We start from the raw sequence: 20503 nt of genomic DNA on the forward strand, positions 1-20503 counted from the left end.
ACTTCAGCAGAGCCACCACGGTGTAAGTTAGAGCGAAATTCACCTTCTGCGCCTTGGCGTTTCATCGCTGCCACCACTTTGCCACCAATCACTAAACAACGAATGTCTGCACCGCCCGCTTCTTTAATAAACTCTTGAACCAAAATGTTTGCATTTAAGCCCATGAACGCTTCAATAATCGCTTCTGCTGATTTAGCCGTATCGGCCAAAACCACGCCAATGCCTTGAGTGCCTTCAAGTAATTTAATAACAACAGGGGCACCCCCTACATTCTTAATCAAATCTTTTGCGTTATCAGGCTTACTCGCAAAACCCGTGCGTGGCAAACCCAAACCTTTGCGTGACAATAATTGTAATGAACGTAATTTGTCGCGTGAACGGCTAATTGCCACTGACTCGTTAATGTTGAACGTACCCATCATTTCAAATTGTCTTGCCACAGCCGTTCCATAAAAGGTCACCGAAGCGCCAATACGCGGGATTATTGCATCATATTTAGGCAGCTCTTTGCCTTTATAACGAACCGTAGAGTGCGTACTCGTAATGTCCATATAGCAATGTAGCGTGTCAATAATATCAACTTGATGCCCCATCGCTTCGCCCGCTTCTTTTAAGCGGCGTGTCGAATAAAGGTTTTTGTTTCTAGACAAAATAGCAACTTTCATAATAAGTCCTTTAGTGTTCACTTTATTTAGTATTGAAAAGTGAGTTAATAAGTAAAATCAAGTGTATAGTCAGTTTATTAAATAATAAAGCGCTATAATTTGATGCGTTCAATGAAAATAAGTGATTGGTTTATTTGTAAAATTTTTATCGTATAATATTTTAGGTCATTATTTGAATAAAGAATGGCTAAAAATATTTTTAAGTTAACACAGACGTTATATTTTATTTTGTTTTCTAGTTGAGAACAGTTTTATGATTTTATCAGTGTAAAGACCGTGCAGAAAATGATGGTAAGCTTGATTTATTGTCTAGTTATTTAACTATATTAGTAGTATTTAAAGGTAAAAAAGATAGCTATTTAATAAACCTGAGAATTGAGTCTTGTTTACACAATAAAACCAAATAAAATTTTTGATTGCAAAAGAATATGAGACCCATGTAAAGTCAGATTATTTTATTTCTAGCGAGTTGTTAAATAAAATGAGTAGCTCAAATTAAAAAACCACTAATTATATAAGGGGCTAATTAATTTGAGTTACTTAGGCAGACATATAATAAAGTTACTGTTATTCGCCTTTAGGTAGTACTTTGATTGGCTTGTAGTACCCTTCTTTTAGTTCGTCATTCACGCAATCTAATAGATACGTTTTCATATCGCCTTCAGCGACTTCATCTTCAACGGCATATTCTTTACATTGAATTAAAAGACTCGCTACATAGTCATTAGGCGCATCCATTAAAGCCATTTCAGTTTCTTCGCTGTGCGCTGATAAACTTGACATTAAGGTTAATAAGGCGACAGCTAAAATTATTTTTTTCATAAATGTTCTCATTACATTAAAATTACTTACATATCCCAATAGTCACTTAATGAATTAAGCTGACGGTCAAGAAACCTTTTTTCATTTAAGAGATCTAATTTTTCTTTAATTAAATATTTTTGTTTCGCTATGTTACTTATCTCTTTCTTGTTAGCAGAGCCATTCGATATTTCAAAACCAGTGATGCTAGTATTGAAATTCGAGTTACTACCTATGCCCGCATTCTCACATGTATCAATATTCATTTTTCACCTTCAAAAAAATCATAATTAGATTCTGACTGGATAATGTTCCACAATTTAAAATTTGAAAAGCAAAATATTTTCGTTTAACTAATCAATTTTTTTTATCAAACAATCAGGATAGACAACACTTTAAATAAATATCGAAAGGAATAAGGAGAAAACAATAAATTAAGAGCGGACAATAAAAATAAAGTATTTAAAAACATAATGATAAATATATAAGGAGCAATTTAACTTCTTATATCAAATACATCAGTCCCCCCAGCAACGGCAAAAAATTAAAATGAGAAGACAATAAGTACAAACATCATTCTTCTTAGCACCGGGGGAGTTCTCTATATTTATATCTAAAAAAGTGTAAAGATTTTTTATTAAAGCACATAACGTTTTACAGCAGTAATAACGTACCACAACCAAGAAAGGCTATGAAACCAAATATATCAGTTACTGTTGTTAAAATTACAGCGCCAGATAATGCAGGGTCGATATTAAATTTATTTAATATCCAAGGGATCCATACCCCCGATAACGAAGCAACCAGAATATTGCCTAAAATAGCGATACAAATCGTGACAGATAACATTGGATTATTAAACCAGTAAAAAGTAATGATACCTATTACAGTTGCCCATAACATACCGTTAATGGCTCCAACCTTAAGTTCTTTTTTAACAATAGCTCGTCTATTAGCATCACTGATTTGGCCTAATGCAAGTCCTCTTATTATCAGCGTTAATGTCTGACTTCCAGAAATTCCTCCCATTGATGCAACAACAGGCATAAGCACAGCAAGTGCAACTACTTGCTGTAAAGTCGCTTCAAACAACCCAATAAACCAAGAAGCTAAAAAGGCGGTAACCAAATTAATCCCTAGCCAAATTGCTCGGTTTTTACTACTTAACCAGACACTGGCAAATAAATCTTCTTCATCACTCAAGCCTGCAGATTGCATTAACTGATTATCTTTTTGCTGATCTTTGTATTTATAAGCAGAATGTAAATCTAAACGCCCTGTTAAACAGCCGTTTTCGTCAACAATAGGAAGCGCCGACTTCCCTGACAAAATAACTTCATCTATCGATTCGTCTAAGCCTTTACTGGCTTCTATACATTGAACGTCTTGATAGAGGACATCTGACAATGGCAGTTCATCATCTAAAAGTAGCAGTTTATTAATAGGGATTTCACCCAATAATTTCGCATTATGATCAACAACGTAAATAACGTCAGTTAACGGTAATAGGTTTTTTGAACACACTTTTTTCGCTGCAGCTACTTTTAATTTTTGTGAAATTCTTTTTTCATCAAAACTTTGCCAGCGCCCTACTTCATCTTCAGAATAATCTTGAGCCTTTTTTAAGTACTCTCTTTGTTTAGCTGTCATTTTTGTAACAGCGTATTCAATAAAACGGTCGCTTAAGTCTTCAGTAAGTTCTAATAAACTATTGGCATCTAATTTATCAAAGAGTGGAAAACATGCATCATCGTCCATGACATTCAAAATCATTTGACGAGATTCATTTTTCATTTCTAGAAAAATGTTTTGCTGGTAATCAGCGCTAAAAAGATCCCAAAGACTTAACCGTGGTTTAATGGGGAAAGCTTCCAGAAGAATAGCGACATGCTCTGGCATTAACGTGCTTTCAATTTCGACAGCTAATTCATTTAAGCGTTGTTCATCCGCTAATAATGCTTCAATTTTTTCAATATAAATAGGTAGTAGTTCTAGCGACATTTTATCTCCAAATAAAAACATCAACAAATTTTTTGAATTAAACCAAATAAAATTTTGCGTTTTATTTTATAGGTTACTTAACTGTAGAATCGCATTATTCTCTAATCATTAAACTAGAAAACTGATGAAAATGCCAAAATTACAGCCTTTTGCTATAAAGACGCAAAAGTTTTCATTTTATTCTAAATTGTGGCGATTACTGTTTAAAAAGCGCCAATGGCAGCTTATAGAAGATTGGCATTATAACTTACCTAACAAGAGAATCATTATTATTCCTAAGGGATTTATTTTTGATGGAAGTTCGTACCCAGCGATAGTCTGGCTATTTTTCTCACCTACAGGATTATTATTAATCCCTGTTATCTTGCACGACTTTTGCTTTGAGTATGATTATTTTTGGGCTAAGCAAGATGATAAAGTATTTAAATTTAAAGAAGGTTATGGTTTTTTAAAATGGTCGAAACTAATACGTAATGTTGGTATAGAAAGAAACGAATTACTGCTCATTGATTACTTGATATGGATTGTATGTATGGCGTTCGGTTGGATGAATTGGCTAACATTTCAGCGTAAAGATAGGCAAGTGTTATTCCCCAAAAAAAATAACCATTGATGTATTTCACTGGCTATATCAGTACTTATTTTTACTCGATAGGGGTGGGGTAAATGAAGATACTGACATTATGTTTTATGCTTTATGCATGGCGTCATGTAAGTATGAACGTAAGCATAAACCTGTAACAGATTTATGCTTACGTTCCGGTCACATTCATTAATTTATAGGCTAAATAACGGCACTTTGCACGAATATACTACCATTGACGCAGTGAAATGACTTATGTCGGGTTAATTTTATGTATTTTTTCCACAGGAGTTCAACTTTAGTTTGGCCTTCAAGCTGTGCTGTACACATTTTAACAAATTGCTTTTCTACTTGATTTTCTGGTGAACAAATAGCTTGCTCTAGTATGAATAAACGTTTACCTACCTGCGTTAATAATTCAGCTTCGGCAATATTGAAATCTCCAGATTTTCTGAAACCACGTGGAAAGTGTAAGTCGTCGTAAAAGTGTGCTGCAGCTGTAAATCCATGTATTAAAGTCATTTGAGCCTCTATTGACTGGGTCTAGGTTTTAGCGGATTATGCGGCTAAAGGACGGGGCTGTAAAACAAATTATAATTATCGTAAAGATAAGAGATTGCAGTATGGATATTGAGTTAATTAAAACATTTTTAGAGGTTAAAGATTGTCGGCACTTTGGTAAAGCGGCTGAGAATTTATACCTTACTCAAGCAGCGGTTAGTGCCCGAGTTCGTCAATTAGAAAGATACTTCAGCGTTAGTTTGTTTCACCGCACTAGAAATAATATTCAATTAACACCCGCAGGAGAAAAGCTTGTTCCATACGCTGAAAGTCTGCTCAACACCCTAAGAATGGCAAAACAAGATGTGACTTTAACCACGGAGAAAGTAGCGCATATATCTATTGCCGGATCACCAAACACTTGGGATGTTTATATACATGACGCCATTTCAAAAATATATATGAGTCAACCTCATATTAGTTTGATCGCAGAAATATTATCGCGAGAACAACTTACCCGGCAACTCCTTGAGCGCAATTTAGATGTCGCTATTTTATTTGATCCCCCCAAGGTGGATGAGTTAAAAATAGAGTTATTGCATATGTTTAATTTAGTTCCCGTAACGACTTTTAAAAATAAAATAACAACCCCCTCAGAAGTTCAACGTTATATTATGATTGACTGGGGTACGAGCTTTATTCATTGGCATGCAAAAGAAGTCTTTGGCATAACAGTGCCTGTAATTAGAACGAGTACTGCCCGCATTGCACTTGATCTCATGCTGCAATGTGGCGGCAGTGCCTACCTCCCCGATATGCTAGCAAAACCCTTTATAGAACAAGGTAAGTTATTTAACATAAACAACCTGCCAATTTTTGAGCGTGAATTATTTATCGCATTCCATAAAGAAAATGAAAATGAAGAGCGCATTATCGACATTAAAAATATGCTGAGAAAAGAGGCGCCTGAAGCGCCAGTAATCATGAAGCCTACAGTAGTATAAAAGGTTACTGTAAGCATAAAATTAACGTAGTAAATTTAAATAATAATAAGTAAAAATAATTTATCATTAACATAAAAATTTTTTACTTTTATTGGCAGTCAAAAACATAGATTATCATTTTTTCATTATTTCATTATTTTTGGGTAATATAACGATGACTATCAATACTAATTATGAATTATCTGCTTCTGATGACGTTAGTTTTGACGATGACCAGTCTTCAAATGAATTCGATAATGATATTGCTGAATTTGAGCCACATGCCAACACTAACAATGTTAAAAAATCAAAAAACAGTAAAAAATTTAATTTTATTGCAAGAAGAAAGATTGAACAGTTGCATGAGGATCGCCAACTGAGAAAACTCGATCTAAATTACTATGATGAATGGAGCTAATTTAAACAACATTATTTTCACTCACGCGTTAATATTCACGCAAATCAATCATCAATTAATTCGCGTTTAACTCCTTAATATCAATTTTGAAGTGCGATAAAGTTATTATTGGTTAAAACATTCCTCTGGTGTTTTATAGCCAAGTCGCTTTCTTGGTCTTGTATTTAATTTAATAGCGATAATATTTCATCGTTACTAAATTCCCCCCTTTCATTGATGTTCCTTTAACCAAATATTTTCTTATGAAACCGTTTCTATTTTTATTCGTTCCGCGATCCCAAGAGTGATGTGAGTTAACGAAGTAATAAGGGCAGTTCATCGTTTTTATTCAATTGGGTGTCGCATTTAGTCTATGAATTTGGCTTTAATAAAAACTTAAAGTTGACTTGGTAACCATTTATTTTAAATGGTATATATAACACGTCTTGATAAATGACAGAAAATTACTCAGTATGACTTACTGATTATTATCACTAAAGCATAAGGGATTACAATGGTTTTAAGATTTCGCTTTTTATTTTTATTGTTTACTCATTTTTTCAAAAAATTTATTGGAGTCATGGATGAGAACACTTTGGATTTTCGTGTTTTATTTAATGATGTTGATATTAAGAGGATGAGCAGTGATCGATATCTACCCATTATGGACCTTGGTCGAATTAACATTATCCTTCAAGCAGGACTCCTTAAAAAATTCATAAAAAACAAGTGGGTACCAGTGTCTAGGGTGGCAATTATACGTTACAAGTATCCTCTTAAGCTTTTTCAGCAATACACATTAAAATCAAAAATCATATATTGGGATGATGACTGGGTTTGGACTGAACATCGATTTCAAAGAAATGGAAGAACAACGACTATGGGGATAAGCAAAACCACCTTTTTGGGACCTAACGGAATAGTTCCTATATCTGAGGTTATAGAAGCCTATGGGCATCCTGTATCAAAAATTGAAATGCCAACAATTGTAGAGGAACTCATCAATGTTGAGTTAAGTATGAATGTTTAGTCAAAAAACAATGATTAACTTTTACTTTTAAAGAATAGAAGTCACCCGCTAATTATGAATTATACTGTCCTGCTTGGCCGCATTGTTGAAAGTAGCGTTTGTTTTCTAACGTCTGTTCTAAGACTTAAAGCGGTCGTTAACATTAATAGTTCCAAATCATCATATTGATATGCATTTGTATTGGCAAACACAAATCTGGTAATTAATTAAATTTAAATGATTTTTTTGTAGCTAAAAATATTATGACACTGAACGGTCAACAGTTACCGTTCATGAACCAAAATAGCCGATAATACAAGGTAGATAATTGCGTTTCGTAACTGTCAGCTTAAATGGTCCGCTTTCATATCAAAGTGCTCTGTAGAATTGATACTTTTGGTTCATAAAAGTGGTACATCTGTCTTTTCGATGTTTCCAAACAAGTCATCTTTTAAAGTAAAAAACAACTTTAAATTCCCATAAATCCTAAAATGACATATCAACTTTTATATTCTAAAAACTGACAAGAGTATTGATTTCATGTTTTATAGCAAATGGAAAGATAAAGTCATAATCATTGATAAATTTAATGCCCCTTAAAACATACTTAACACCAAACCCGTGTCTAATTAATTTTACTTTTAATCAGCGGATTTTTGAGTTCAAAACTTGTTCTGTCAGATAAATGTAGACGGCTATATAAATGACCGAAGTGTTGGTCAAACATAACCTTTAAGGTGCCATTTTTAATGATTAGCTCTAGTCCTGTATTTAGGTGTTTCGCGAGTTCAGGATTGTTGGGGTTCACATAATAAACGACAGGAAAATTATAACGGAGCATTAATGTCGGCGCTATAGTTAAATCCAATTTTTCCAAATTAGCTTGTTGATATACTTGTTCAATTTCATTGGCTCCTAGAGCTAAATAGTCAAAGTCATTATTCACTAAATATTGAAAAATAGTTTCAAAATCACCAAGCTCAATAGTGTGATATTGATTTGCTTTAAATAAAGCAACATCTGCCCAGCCAGTAGGAATACCTGAACGCATTTTTTTCATCTCATCGTTCTGCTTTATTGCACTAAAACGTGCTAAATCTGTTTTGCGGATGATCAATAGTCGCTGGCCAAGCAAGCCCTGCATTATGGGTTTAGCTATTAAAATCTTGTTTTCTGCATTGAGTTTAGGGTTGCCTTGTACCGTGGCAAAAACATCAAATAATTGCTTGCTAAAAACGCTTGCTTCTTCACTAATTGATAGCTTACGTTCATCGATATCAATACTTGTCTTTACCCCTGCAGCGCTGAGGGCAGCTTGTAGCACTTGTTTTTCGTAAAGTTGTCTTGAGGGGGTTTTATTGCCGTTCCAGAATGATATTTGAAGAGCCTGCGCCGATATGGGTAACAGGAGAGTAAGACAAATCAAGTAATGACGAGTCAAAAAAAATAATTTTTTCAAAGGTAAACCTCTTAAAAATGAATGGAACAATGAAGGACGAGTCAAAGTAGGTATGAACAATGCCCAATGCAGATTAATTTCTTACATCATAATAAATTACTTTGCTTTTTAAAGATAACATATAAGCGTTAACTTTTAATATTAGGCGAACCTGACGATTCCCACTTTAGCTTTTTCAGACGGGGAAGTTTTATCAAAAATACATGCTTAAAAATGACTAATTCCTTACCAAAGTTCTAATTTCTATTGCTCAGAAGTGTGATTACACTTAAAAACTGTCATAAAGTAGATTCAGCACTACCGTTATTTGAATTATTGAAACATAAAAGAGCTGAGGTTGTAATAGACACGTAAATAAATGAAAGAATAATTTTACAACAAGATAAATATCTTTTTTTAGAAAATTTGTTGAGTGTTTACAAGGTTTATACTATCCAGAAAAACGTCAATTTTCGATCCTAAACTAGTCTAAAGTCATAACTGGTGTTAAAATGCAGAATAGTAAGTTCAGCTTTGAACCGCGACAAATAAAGGCATTAACATCAAAAAGCATATTTCAACAAAAAAAACTGTAAATCAAATGCTAACATCTAAATTCCAGACAACTAAAGAGTACTAACCCATGAATACAAAAATATACAAACGCGTACTTATATTGGCTGGAGATTTAATGCACGCAGCTCAGCGAAAAAATCAAACTCGCTTTGATAATTTATATAGTGAATTAAAGCAAGTTTGTGATGATAATGAAAATACAGATAAAGACCATCCTGTGCAATGGGAGACTCTCGCTGATTTTACCGACGATTACACCCTAGCTATTGCTATTTACGAAAAAGCATTAGCTAAAGCTGAAGAAATTAATTCAAAGGATTTTCGTTCATCTATCGGTTTTTCAGTAGCATCACTGCAGGTCGAATTAGGTGAAGAAGAAAATGCTATTGAACATTTAGAGAAAGCTAAAGTCAGCTGTAATAAAATAGCGGATAAAGAACTAAAAGATGAAATTCATGCTTTGTTAGAAGCGTTAAAAAATGCTCAAGAACAATAAGTATAATCTTTGAGTCAGCCCTAGTAAATAAGCATTACCCGCTTTAGAAAGATAGTATCATCCATGTACCTGCCTTAGTTGCATGGATGATTATAAAGACTGTAATGCTACCCTCAATTGGATTAAGTCTTATTGGACTGACATTCAGAGAAAATCCAATAATATATTTACTTTTTTGGAGAAAAATGTCCGCAATAAAATTAAAAGTTTCATGAAAAATGAATTTCCATAGGCTAAGTGTATTGTCGAAGCCATTGGAAAAAAACTGCAATAGTAAGACATACAGTAGGGTTTGATGAATTAAGACCCGGTGGAACAATATCTAGCCCCCTTTAAATGACCGTTGCTGACTGTCCTTTATATGTCGCGATTATAGGTGAGATAGGTATAGCTTCATTGGCAGTAACAACAAGTTTGACGATAAATTTTCTGCGGAAACCTTCAGCAACTAAAGACATTATTGGTAAATTTACTTTGCTAAAAATAGGGAAATCACTCGTTGTTGGTGAAGTTTCTTTATATTCTAAAGGCGATGACAAAGCTGTTGCCTATGTCGTTGGAACATATTCAATACTCTCCCTAAAATAACGCTATTACTGTTAAATAAGAAATATGCCAACATTCATTGTAACGGCCCGTTTAAGGGCACTTCAACTTCAGTAAAAGCGATTTCATAAAATATGGGAATAATCTGTTGATCATTCCAATCTAAAGCTGGATCGGGCTTCTTAATTTTTCAAAGAGTTAGGGAGGTCGTTCTAATTTAGAAAGTTCACTTTTCTAATTAAAACCTAGATTACTGGAGGTAATTCCATTTAATAGCTAGATTTCTGTACTTGGCTATATAACACTCTATTTTTAAAGTGTTATATTTATTTTAATATATATTAAATCGTATTTTTTATACTGAAAACACAGAGAAAAGCAAAGTTTTCTCTCTGATTTATTAATAGATTAGATTAAACTCAATAAAAATCAAGTTTAATTATTGTGAGGTTTTTAGGTGTATGAATTAAAGGGAATTAATTAATTTCATTTATTGCTTTGGTGAATTTATTTGTTTTATTGAAAATATAAGCTACATCTAACTTATCTGTTTTTATGGAGAATGCGGGGAGTAAACCGTGACTTTCTTTTAGGTTGTTAACCAACTTTTTTATATTAATTTTTTCAATCCTTCCAATACGGTTAAGTATCTCAAATTTCTTAAAAAAATCATTTACAGAGCTTGAGTCTATTTTGTTGCCATCGTATTTAATAAACCCACATTTTATCATTACATCAATTTTACTTGTGGTTGTTCCAAGCATGCTTGCTAGCTTTGTATCTGAAATACCGCCAATATCTACGTTTATATTGTTGAGCAATATTTCGAATAAATCTGATTTCATAATATAAAGCTTGTCTATCAAAGTACCTTTTGGCTTATCAGATAAATAAACTGGGATATTGTTTGATGTTGCATGAATTAACAAGTCTATTTTATTAAGCCCGGAGAACTTAAGAATATTAAGCTCTTTAGAATTAAAGTTAACTAATTCTGTATTCGTGTTGATACCATCAATTAGAGGAGTCGTAATATTGCTGATACTCTCTATTAACCTACTAGCGCTAAATAAAAACTTTGAGGAGCAGCTAACACCACCTGGTTGTATAAGCCATTCTGTTCTTAATAAACTCGTAAATTCAGCCTTTTTGATCCCGAAAAAATAAGTAATATCTTTTTCAGATACAATGTTACCTATGGTGCAATCCATAAGTGAAAAATCAGGAAGGTAGTTATTATTTTTAGTCGTTTCTTCCTCATTGCAGGCAAGTTTAATTTTTCTTAATAGAGGCTCATCTAAGAAAGTCATTTTGTTAAATGGAAGGTTTACAGCTCTTTCTCCAAGAATAGTAAAATTCTGCCTATGGCTAGCCACAAACGCCTGCCATTTATCTTTAAAAGAGTCATTTATTAATATTAAGAAGCCTTCAAAGTATAAGCTAGCTAAAGTTCGTGGCTGAGTTTGTTCAATAAACTTTCTCCAGTTAAATGTATCACTATCAGAACAAAGCATTTCGATAACACTTTCTATACAAGTCAGAAGCTGAAGCTGTTCTTCTTTTGATAGTTTAGAAAGTATTGGAAGAATTGAACGGGTATCATCAGTAGCTTTTATTAGACTTTTAAAGCAACTTCCACAACTAACACCGTATTCTATTTGTATCGGTGAATTACAATGCTGACATTCTCTAATTAATTCACATTGGTGGTTTTCGCAATAGCCATTAGCAACATGCTGCCAATGCAATTTGTGAGAAGTCCCTTCACCTACACACTGAGGACAAATCCTAATGGTTCTAACTGCATGACTACCATACAATCGTTTGTTTAGCTCCAGCATTGAGTATACTTCTTTAGGGTATAGCTGCTGATTAACCTTGTTACTATCTAATTGCATAGATTTCGCCAAATTGTCAATAATACGCTCAGTTACTGGAGATAATACAAACCAGTTTATTTGATGGATGTTTGATACACCTATAACATCAAGAAAAGCCCCCAGTTTTGACCAACCATAGAAGTTAGCTACCCGTTGAACGAAACCGTATAAGCTTTCATCTTCGATTGGATGGATTTGCTTTGGAAAAATAAAATGACTCATTTAATTCCCATCCTACGCTTAATAGTGGCCCAATTATCTGTGTCAAATGGGTTAACCTTATTTACCTTTATATCATCCCATTCTTCGCTAACCACATCGTCAAATGCAGGTACAAAGTGTTCTAAAGAAATTTCTTTATCTTTGCTTAAATTGAAGTAATGTAATGCTTTATTAGTGATGTGGTTTAATATTCTTAAATCGCCTCCGCAAGCATAAGCAAAGCGATAAACGGAATCCTCACTTGCCATATCAAAATTAGTAATCCCTTTTGTCATGCTGAAATCTTCAAGAAATTCTTGAAAGTAATTGAATTCATCGTCATTTTCAGTAGACATAACCTTTAAGCGCCTTAGGCTACTAAACCTTGAGTTTATTTGTTCATTAATTAACCCTCCAATTTCCACGGTATTTATACCAGTAAAAACGAGTGAAACTCCATATTCTTCTGATATGTTCTTTAGCTCATCGAGTAATTGCCGAGCAACGACAGTGCCGCGGTATTCGATAACATGTTGGAAATCATCATATATAAATACTTTAGGATGCAGGTTTTTTATCAACGCCTCTTTCCTCTCTCTTTTCGAATTTGAAGTACCTTTTCGAGGTGCTGGGTCGCCTAATGCTTTAAGCTCACTTTCCAACATTAAGATTTCTGATGGTTTAGAGGGCGTTCGAATATATACAATGGGGGATGGTTCACCAGCAGGTAACTCATCATCCCATGTAGTTTTATAATACTTAAGAATCGATGACTTACCTGAACCAGTTGGTCCAGAAATAACTAACCCACAAGGCTCTCCGGCAACAGCTCTACCATGTACATAGTCCAATTCATTCAATATGTCTTTACAATGAGCCATCTCAATAAATTGACGCTGAGGTAATTTAGATGCAGTTATAAAGTGTTCTCTATTAGAATTGCCCACGAATGCGACTCCCTTTTTTACGAGTTTTCTGCTCTGTTACTTCAACCTCAGTATCTACCTCTACTGGTGGACATGGATCATCATGAACCTCTTTATCTTTTGGTTTATTCTGATTAGCAATGTTTTTCAATTTACCTGCTAAATTGCCTTTACCCAGTTCAACAGGTTTGGATAAGTCTTCTTTACCTTGTTTTTTGAGTTTTTCTGCTTTTTCCTTGGCCGCTAGAGCCTTTTTCTGAGCTTTTAACTTAGCCTTCTCAGCCTTAGCTTTATTTTTTCTTTCAATTGCATTGTTGATTGCACTGTTGTTATGAGCATCATAGACATTACGTATTTTCTTCTGCATTGGCCCAATCTCATTGTCTAGCATCGACTTGTATTCAAACTCACTCATGCCGTCATAAACTTTCTGGTTGGTATTGGGAGCGAATATCCATTCACCTGAAATGGGATGAAAAGCAATTATGTGGCCGATATTGAGATTGCTATAAGACACTTGTATTTCTAACCCTTTTTCCTTGAACATAGGGTTACCTTTTAACTCGCTATACCAATCTTTTAAAATAGGTGCGTTATATCGATGGGTATTAACGGTAAAGCCTCGATTTTGATGAAGTTTAGGGTGTTTTACTCTGCCTCCCCAGCTAGTGAATAAGTCATCATCCTCGGTAAATGAGACAAGACCTGGCGCATTATCTACTGACTTATTCCATACATCAAAAGGTGTTCTGTTGTTTCTTAGCCCATTGTGGCTATTCATGTGATAGTGGTCACAAATGTACTCTTCTAGTGACTCTCGAAACTCACTTACGGTTAACGTGGCTTCTTTCTTAAGATTACTTTTTTCAGTGAAAACACCTTTGAATCGAGCACTTCCTAAATACCCAGGAAGTTTGCTAAGGTGTTGAATTCTAAGGGTTCTAAAGAAGCTCTCAATAAAAGGCTTGCGGAAAGGTTTCTTTACAGCCGTTGTTAGTCTATTTATTTTAAAATGGGCTAGGTAACTCAAAAAATGATCTGAAACAAAAGCGGCACCCGCATCGCACACAGCCATCGACATTTTTCCACAAATTTTTTCCCAGTTTTTACGTTTTTTTGGCATAACAGCGTGTTGCATACATTCCACTGTTAGTTCAACCGTTTCACCACCCTGACCAACATGCATGCTATAACCCAAAATACAACGACTGAATACGTCAATAGCCATCATTACAATGACACTTCCTTTGTATTCATGAGTTTCGTCATCTAAAAGGCCGATTTGAATGTGAACAGCATCGAACTCAACCCTGGTCAGGATGTTTGAGCATTCAAAGGTTTTCATCATTTGGCGAGATTCAAAATCCCTTACAGTGCGGCCACACTGCGCTTCCACAACATCGTAATACTTAAGGTCGCTCACCCAATTGGCAAATGTCGAAGCACAAGGTAAATCTTCTTCCCCATAGCCTTCTTTTAAGGCTTCTTTTTTCAATATTTCATAAGCTTCAACACAAGTGTATGGTTCGCTACAAAGAATGGAATCCGCGATAACAGATTCCGCAAGTTCAACAATATCACTACAGAATTTACTATTTCGACCACGCCCACCTTGCGAGAGAAGAGCAATTTGAGATTTTAAATTGTCATTGAATTTTTTAATCCAACCGTTAATGGTTGAAATACCTGCTGGATACTTATCACCCGTAATTCCCATAGCTTTTGCTCTAGCTAATAATCCTGTCTTTTTAGCAGTAGGAGCAATAGGATTTGCTTCAATGGCACAATTAATATAAGTCATCTTTCGCTCAAGTTGTGCTCGTTGCACGTCTGTCATTAAAGGGATGACTTGCGTTTCAGGTTTATTTCTAACAAACTCTAATCTCTCACCAATTAATCCCTGTAGAACGCAAACAAGAAACTGTCTTCTTTCTCCATTCTCCGTCTCAGCAACAACACTCTTACTGTCGCTTAATACAATTAGATAATGTTCATACTCATCGTTATCTTCATTTTTAAAATTAAACCTTGAGCCTGGTGTAAATGAGGCATAGGTAGTTGCTAATAATTGCATGTTAATCCCCCTTGGTTTTGAGAGGTTACTAAGCGTTTGTCAAATTTGTATTCCTTATACCAACGCTTCAATCTACTCAGCGATGGGCATTTTTTATCTCCAATTTGTAAGCTAACCATGTAAGCAATATGTGCAAGCTTTACATTGCTGAATGGAGGTGTCCCAGCTTGATTTTCAATGGCGTATAGATAAGATTTCCTTCTATTTAACTCATTCATAAAGCCCCCTTATAAATTAGTAAATCTTTACGGATTGGCTCTTCAAAATTCATACTTAGTTGATGCTGAGCAAGCATGTTGAATACTATATGTGGTGGTGTTTTGGTATCGAGAAGTAATTCATCGTAGTGAGCTAATGACATGACATTCGATGACTGAGTCATGACTGTTTTTAAGTAATCAGCTCTGGTCGTATTAAACAAATAACGATGCAATGTTTGGTAGGTATCGATGTTATTTCCTACATAGATATCGTGCTCAGTTTGTACTTGGAATTCTATTCCATCATCTGCAAAAGCGGTTGCAATCTTATCGAATTTTTTTCTATTTTCTGGGGTGTTGTATTTAACCTCAGGCTTTATTTCAGTAACCATAAAGGTACCGTCTGAATTTCGTTCAACGATATCAGCGGTGTATTTACGTCTATTATTTGTATCGGTACGCCATTCTACAGAAAGTGGCTGGGTCTCGAAAAAATCAATACTTTGATTAAATTGGCGTAGATGCAATGCATCGTATTCTAGATGGCTTTCACAAGGTAAAGCCTCATTGTGTTTTGTCGTGTTGTAAGAAAGCGAAGCGTTTATCTTAGAATATCGATAAAGCGGTTTCGCTAAGTGGTCTTTTGTTCGGGCATATATATAAGCCATGGTGTGATCTCCAAAAAGTTAAAATCACTCCTAATTATATGCACATTTTTAAAGCCCGCAACATTAAAAAACTAATAAAATAGGGATTCACACTGATTTTATCGTAAAGACTACATTTTAATAACTTAATGTTGACTTTATCGGTGGTACGCAATGAGTACCATTAATTAAGTTCAAATTTATCCTTTATTTTATAGTCAATTACAACAAACACTGTTACTTTTGTACACCTCAACCAAGTTAATCACCACACCATTTAAAATAAAGCTTTAACCATGCGAGAAAGTAGGTATTTATCGAGTAAGGATTCATAAGTCCAATGAAATATCCCGCTAATAATTAAATGATATTTATTGAAGTTGCTAGTGATATTTACCATCTTAAATATTAAACGGATATGCCATATAAATACTGTTAAATTATATGGTTACAATGAAATTAAGGGAGGAAGTTAACCTTATCACGACAGATTGTGAAAGACCAATTAAGCACTAAAACCCCTTTGATTGTTCCTCGAAATTATTGGTAACATTACTAGTTAACTTATAAAATCAACTACCATTAATAATGTAGAGATAACTTTATGAATACTGTCATTCGAGATTGGTTTCTAGTATCTGTTTTTGATGCTTCAGATTTGATAGGAAATGTAATTTGGGGCTACGTAGTTGACGACTCTAGTTGTCGATTTTTAAAAGATGACTTTGTCTGTACATCTAACATTATTCATATAAATAGTTCGAATAAATTAATAACAACAAATAGTGGCAGCCTGTATCAAACTCTTGAAAAAGGTCGATGTTCAAAAATTTATTATGAGGAATTCGAGTTATTAAGAATTGGGTTTAGCCCACTTCATATTGAAGCACTTCGTATGTCACCAACTCTAAAATCACACTAAAAGTTTGGTTTTATGTTAGAAGATAAATAGATGGGGTGAATTATAAATACATAGCTAACTGATTTTGACAGTAAGCTATGTATCAACATTATGGTTAAATCTGTTCGTCTATTACTGCTCTTATTTGGCCTAAAGTAGTTTCTTTTGTAAGGTTCCCATCTTCAAAAACAACCTCTAGAAGCCCTTGAGATTCCTCTTCTTCAGTTACGTCATCAAATAAGGTTAACTCACCGTTCACCCGTTCAATTTTTAACAACCCTTTTGCAGACTTCTTTTTAGTGTCTGTTTTAGGATCTTTGAAAATAGCGACACGTTCACCGTTTTTAACAACACTGGTAGCTTTTACTGCTGAGCCATGGGTATCACGAGTAACATATTGATAGCTGTATGAGCCAATGCCTAAAACAACTTTTGAAGCGAATCCTTTATCCATCAAACGTTGTAAAATCTGACGTTGGCGTCTAAGGGTAATCGCGTCACCATAAATTGCGCCAATATGATCATCAAGTAATTTAAATCCCTTACTGGTTTTTGTTCCGCCAAAGGTATCCCATAAAGATTCAATAAGCCCTTTGACTTCACAGAACATTAATTGAATGCTTTGTTCCCCATCAATACCGTTATTTTCGAAACCATAATATTCACCATTCCAGCGATATGCTTCATACCCATTTTCTATCACATCTTTTTCTGCATCAATTTGAGTTTGGAATAACTCACTGTACTCAGAAACAGGAGAGATTTTATAACCCGTTAAGATTTTTACCGGATCTCCAGAATCAGGGCGAATTACTAATGTACCATCACGAGCCATTATTTCGTCTTTAAGCTGTGGAAGATAATCAGTTACTAATGTCCAAAAATCCCAAGTATCAGATACAACACTCAATATGCCTGTTGGAGATTGTTCTTTCATTAAATATTTGAAAAACTCTATCTCACCTTCCATTATCCAAGAGCAAGTAACAGAGTGCTCAGTAGCATCTACAGAGCAACCTACAAGCTCATTATCCACATTTGCACCATAATATTTCTCAGCAAATAATACTGCTGGTATGGTATCTGTACCTACAAGCCCTGAAGCTAAGTGGCCAAAACCACTCATAGCAGCAGCGTGCTTACCAAACATACCTCTAAAGCTAAAGTCATGTCCTTGAAAAGGTACAAAATCTAAAGGAAGTCCCGTTTTATTAGCAAATTCTTTGAATACTTTTAAGTAAGCAACCGAGGTAGTAGCACTTGTTTGAATTGGCCAGTTCTCACAACTTAGAACCGTTTCAATCATATTCGTTAACCACTGAAAACCTTCTTTAGTATTAACAATTGTCATTGGTGGAACTAAGTAAGGTACAAGCGTTCCCTCTGGCAATGCTTTTACCTTTAACGGTAGATAGCCTAAATCATGTAAATCTTCTAAGTATTTTACGTTTACAGGATAGCCCAACATTGCACTAAGAATACGTTTGTGATTTGCAACAGCAGATGCTTTATCAACTTTAAAGAATTCAGCCCACTCCTCTTGTAAGTAGCTTTTAATAAAATATTGAAGACCAACGAATGCAACTTTGTCACTATTTTCAACATTGCTTAATCTGCCACTTCTTGAGGTGAAGTTAGCGTAAACTTCGGTTACATCAGGGTGATAAGCGCGGCTGTGGAATTCTTTATAAACATCTTTTTGCATACTTGCAGCGGTAATAGTCATGGCAGTTTCCTTACATTTCAATAATTTGTAGTTTGATTTTATTGTTCGTGCTAAATTCTTCCGCGCCTCTAAATGAATCAGTTGTATAGATTGCGTCAATTAGTCCTTCAAATACCTCTAATCCTTTTGAGAAAATACCATGTGTGATAAACAGTGATACTTCCACAGCGCCTTTTTTTCTTAGTACCTTGGCTAATTCGATAAATGTTCGGCCTCCATCACAAATATCATCAGCGATAAGTACTTTCTTTCCTTCAACATCACCAAGAATTTCAGTTTTAATGATTTCGCCTGTTTTCAAATTTCTCATTTTTTGTGCTTGAATAACTTCAGGCTCACCATTAAATGTCTCAGCAATTTTAATTGTTTTTTTACTAGCGCCAGCATCGGGTGAAATTAATGTAAGCTCACCTGTAGATAAGCGCTGACTTAATTCATCGCAACGCTCAAGCAGGTTAATTTGCGGCACGTTTACGACTCTATTTAATAAAGCTGGTGATACTTCACTATGAGCATCCCAAATAGTTACTTTTGCAAAGCCTAAGTTGTTTATAAAATTTGCCATAACTGCGGCACCTAGCGCCTCACCTTCAACACATACTCTGTCTTGACGTGCATAGGGGAAATAGGGAATAACTAATTCAATAGGAGTAGCTTCATTTGAAAGTCTTTTTAGCGCATCAACTGCAACCAGTAACTGAATTAGTTTTGATGAATCGGTAAGGCGTTCAAATATTTCTATCTTTACCGTAGTTGCAAAGTCCATTGGATTAAAACGAATGTGCTCTTCTCCGCCAGAAAAAGTAAAGCTGTCAAAGTCAATAGGTGTTTTATTTCCTGTTGAGTCATGGCTAAATATTTTCATTTCTACTTCCTTTTATTGTTTGTGTCGCTAGGACACATTTAATTTAGCAAAGAGTTCATACCTGGTCAAGCTCTTTTTGTGTCGCTATGACACTAAGGTGCGTTTTTTATTGTAAATGAGTGTAGCAGCTAAAATAAGTCACTGATACAGTGAAGAAAGTTAGTGACCAACGATCAAATTTCCAACACGGGAACTTATCGATATATTGGCGATAGTCCCCGCATTAAACTCAATACAGTCTTGCTCTATGCCATCAGAAAAAATGACCCCATTCTCTGCCATTTTTGAAGACATACTGAATTTTGAACGATTTGTTATTTTGCCAAAAATCTTATCGCACTTTGTAATAGCGGACGGAAATGGCTCTCTAACCGAGTAGTAAAGAAATTCACTATCCCAAGGAAAACCGTTTTTAATTTGATAGTTAATGGGCTTTTCTATAATACCACTTGCACCAGTAATTATGCTTCGAAACCAACCAGTAGAGCCTAAGCCTGTGCTAATAATTACACCACTAGAGCTTTGCTCTTCCTGGTGATTATCGACCGTTAACAAATACCTAGCGGACGTATGACTTTTAGGGCCAATGAAAAGGTCGTTTACCGCTAAAAGAGTTTGACCAATGTTAGTGTTAACTTCAGCCATTGCAATTGATTTTGAATTGATTGATTGACTTAACGTCTGTAAAAGCACTTCTTCAAGTTCATCCCCTAAGAAGGGTAAAAGCTGGCCATCATAAAGCGATGGAATAGGATTAACCGCTATAACAGGCTGTCCATCAAGATATTTAAGCGTATTAGCCACTAAACCATCCTGACCAATGACTACTACCACATCATCTGGTGAGAATAGATAAGTTGAAAGTACACTTCTTTCTAACTGTTGAACCCTACCTACCGCTTTCAAAAAGCTAATAGCCTTGGTTACTGAATTTGAATATTGGATACTTTCTTCTTCATAGTCACTAAACGACTCACCTAAATGTTCAAGGTAAAACTTAGCCTGCCCAAGGGTGCAGTATTTTTCCTTTAACTTCTGCAATCTCGTTTTTCTTGTGACAACTACAATTTTTCTATCAGTGAGCATA

General features: G+C 34.8%; 20 protein-coding genes and 1 pseudogene. 6 read left to right on the forward strand and 15 right to left on the reverse strand.

The window, feature by feature from the left end:
- The 4 genes from rimK to H4J73_RS05105 form a co-directional block, all read right to left on the reverse strand.
- A partial coding sequence (gene rimK, locus H4J73_RS05090) for a 30S ribosomal protein S6--L-glutamate ligase (RefSeq protein ID WP_182188791.1) occupies positions 1–665 on the reverse strand: 665 nt, incomplete at its 3' end.
- A gap of 567 nt (positions 666–1232) precedes the next feature.
- Complete coding sequence (locus H4J73_RS05095) at positions 1233–1487, reverse strand: hypothetical protein (RefSeq protein ID WP_182178256.1); 255 nt, start codon at positions 1485–1487, stop codon at positions 1233–1235.
- 26 nt (positions 1488–1513) lie between these two features.
- Positions 1514–1732, reverse strand: coding sequence for a hypothetical protein (locus H4J73_RS05100; RefSeq protein ID WP_182178258.1), 219 nt, complete (start codon positions 1730–1732; stop codon positions 1514–1516).
- A 388-nt stretch (positions 1733–2120) separates the two neighbouring features.
- The gene (locus tag H4J73_RS05105; RefSeq protein ID WP_182223162.1) at positions 2121–3467 is read right to left on the reverse strand and encodes a magnesium transporter; all 1347 of its coding nucleotides are present in this window, start codon (positions 3465–3467) and stop codon (positions 2121–2123) included.
- 124 nt (positions 3468–3591) lie between these two features.
- Between H4J73_RS05105 and H4J73_RS05110 the strand changes: the two genes are divergently transcribed.
- Positions 3592–4080, forward strand: coding sequence for a DUF1353 domain-containing protein (locus H4J73_RS05110; RefSeq protein WP_182178262.1), 489 nt, complete (start codon positions 3592–3594; stop codon positions 4078–4080).
- A gap of 171 nt (positions 4081–4251) precedes the next feature.
- Here the strand turns inward: H4J73_RS05110 and maoP are convergent, their stop codons facing one another.
- The gene (maoP, locus tag H4J73_RS05115) at positions 4252–4572 is read right to left on the reverse strand and encodes a DUF413 domain-containing protein (protein ID WP_182178264.1); all 321 of its coding nucleotides are present in this window, start codon (positions 4570–4572) and stop codon (positions 4252–4254) included.
- 101 nt (positions 4573–4673) lie between these two features.
- Between maoP and H4J73_RS05120 the strand changes: the two genes are divergently transcribed.
- Positions 4674–5555, forward strand: coding sequence for a LysR family transcriptional regulator (locus tag H4J73_RS05120; protein ID WP_182178266.1), 882 nt, complete (start codon positions 4674–4676; stop codon positions 5553–5555).
- A gap of 154 nt (positions 5556–5709) precedes the next feature.
- A complete protein-coding gene (locus H4J73_RS05125) occupies positions 5710–5952 on the forward strand; it encodes a PA3496 family putative envelope integrity protein (protein ID WP_182178268.1) in 243 nt (80 codons plus the stop codon).
- A 105-nt stretch (positions 5953–6057) separates the two neighbouring features.
- On the opposite strand, the pseudogene H4J73_RS20395 reads toward H4J73_RS05125, so the two are convergent.
- Positions 6058–6277: pseudogene (locus H4J73_RS20395) on the reverse strand (IS30 family transposase); the annotation flags it as partial.
- 168 nt (positions 6278–6445) lie between these two features.
- Here H4J73_RS20395 and H4J73_RS05130 point away from each other — a divergent pair.
- Positions 6446–6961: a thioesterase family protein gene (locus H4J73_RS05130; RefSeq protein WP_182178270.1), complete on the forward strand. Its 516-nt coding sequence runs from the start codon at positions 6446–6448 to the stop codon at positions 6959–6961.
- A 604-nt stretch (positions 6962–7565) separates the two neighbouring features.
- Here the strand turns inward: H4J73_RS05130 and H4J73_RS05135 are convergent.
- The gene (locus tag H4J73_RS05135; protein WP_182223164.1) at positions 7566–8399 is read right to left on the reverse strand and encodes a transporter substrate-binding domain-containing protein; all 834 of its coding nucleotides are present in this window, start codon (positions 8397–8399) and stop codon (positions 7566–7568) included.
- Positions 8400–9021: 622 nt separating this feature from the next.
- On the opposite strand from H4J73_RS05135, the gene H4J73_RS05140 reads away from it, so the two are divergent.
- Both H4J73_RS05140 and H4J73_RS20400 read left to right on the forward strand, forming a co-directional pair.
- Positions 9022–9450: a tetratricopeptide repeat protein gene (locus tag H4J73_RS05140; RefSeq protein ID WP_182178274.1), complete on the forward strand. Its 429-nt coding sequence runs from the start codon at positions 9022–9024 to the stop codon at positions 9448–9450.
- Between the two features lie 336 nt (positions 9451–9786).
- Positions 9787–10038: a PaaI family thioesterase gene (locus tag H4J73_RS20400; RefSeq protein WP_259367800.1), complete on the forward strand. Its 252-nt coding sequence runs from the start codon at positions 9787–9789 to the stop codon at positions 10036–10038.
- Between the two features lie 434 nt (positions 10039–10472).
- On the opposite strand, the gene H4J73_RS05150 is transcribed toward H4J73_RS20400, so the two are convergent.
- The 8 genes from H4J73_RS05150 to H4J73_RS05185 all read right to left on the reverse strand — a co-directional run bounded on the left by H4J73_RS05150 (position 10473) and on the right by H4J73_RS05185 (position 20502).
- Positions 10473–12098, reverse strand: a complete 1626-nt coding sequence (locus tag H4J73_RS05150; RefSeq protein ID WP_182223165.1) for a TniQ family protein — start codon at positions 12096–12098, stop codon at positions 10473–10475.
- Positions 12095–13024 carry a TniB family NTP-binding protein gene (locus tag H4J73_RS05155; RefSeq protein ID WP_182223166.1) on the reverse strand — a complete coding sequence of 310 codons (930 nt, stop codon included), beginning with the start codon at positions 13022–13024 and terminating at the stop codon, positions 12095–12097. Before H4J73_RS05155 ends, H4J73_RS05150 begins: the two co-directional genes overlap by 4 nt.
- A complete protein-coding gene (locus tag H4J73_RS05160) occupies positions 13011–15077 on the reverse strand; it encodes a DDE-type integrase/transposase/recombinase (protein WP_182223167.1) in 2067 nt (688 codons plus the stop codon). The genes H4J73_RS05155 and H4J73_RS05160 overlap by 14 nt, the downstream gene beginning before the upstream one ends.
- Positions 15065–15295 carry a hypothetical protein gene (locus H4J73_RS05165; RefSeq protein ID WP_182223168.1) on the reverse strand — a complete coding sequence of 77 codons (231 nt, stop codon included), beginning with the start codon at positions 15293–15295 and terminating at the stop codon, positions 15065–15067. Before H4J73_RS05165 ends, H4J73_RS05160 begins: the two co-directional genes overlap by 13 nt.
- The gene (locus H4J73_RS05170) at positions 15292–15945 is read right to left on the reverse strand and encodes a TnsA endonuclease N-terminal domain-containing protein (RefSeq protein WP_182223169.1); all 654 of its coding nucleotides are present in this window, start codon (positions 15943–15945) and stop codon (positions 15292–15294) included. The genes H4J73_RS05165 and H4J73_RS05170 overlap by 4 nt, the downstream gene beginning before the upstream one ends.
- A 995-nt stretch (positions 15946–16940) precedes the next feature.
- Positions 16941–18551 carry a nicotinate phosphoribosyltransferase gene (locus H4J73_RS05175; protein ID WP_182223170.1) on the reverse strand — a complete coding sequence of 537 codons (1611 nt, stop codon included), beginning with the start codon at positions 18549–18551 and terminating at the stop codon, positions 16941–16943.
- A gap of 10 nt (positions 18552–18561) precedes the next feature.
- Entirely contained in the window at positions 18562–19416 is an 855-nt protein-coding gene (gene prs / locus H4J73_RS05180) for a ribose-phosphate diphosphokinase (protein WP_182223171.1), read from the reverse strand.
- A gap of 159 nt (positions 19417–19575) precedes the next feature.
- Positions 19576–20502, reverse strand: a complete 927-nt coding sequence (locus H4J73_RS05185; RefSeq protein WP_182223172.1) for a sugar kinase — start codon at positions 20500–20502, stop codon at positions 19576–19578.
- Position 20503 lies beyond the last annotated feature (1 nt).

The sequence above is a fragment of the Colwellia sp. MB3u-41 genome (genome assembly GCF_014076845.1).
Taxonomy (GTDB): Bacteria; Pseudomonadota; Gammaproteobacteria; order Enterobacterales; family Alteromonadaceae; genus Colwellia_A.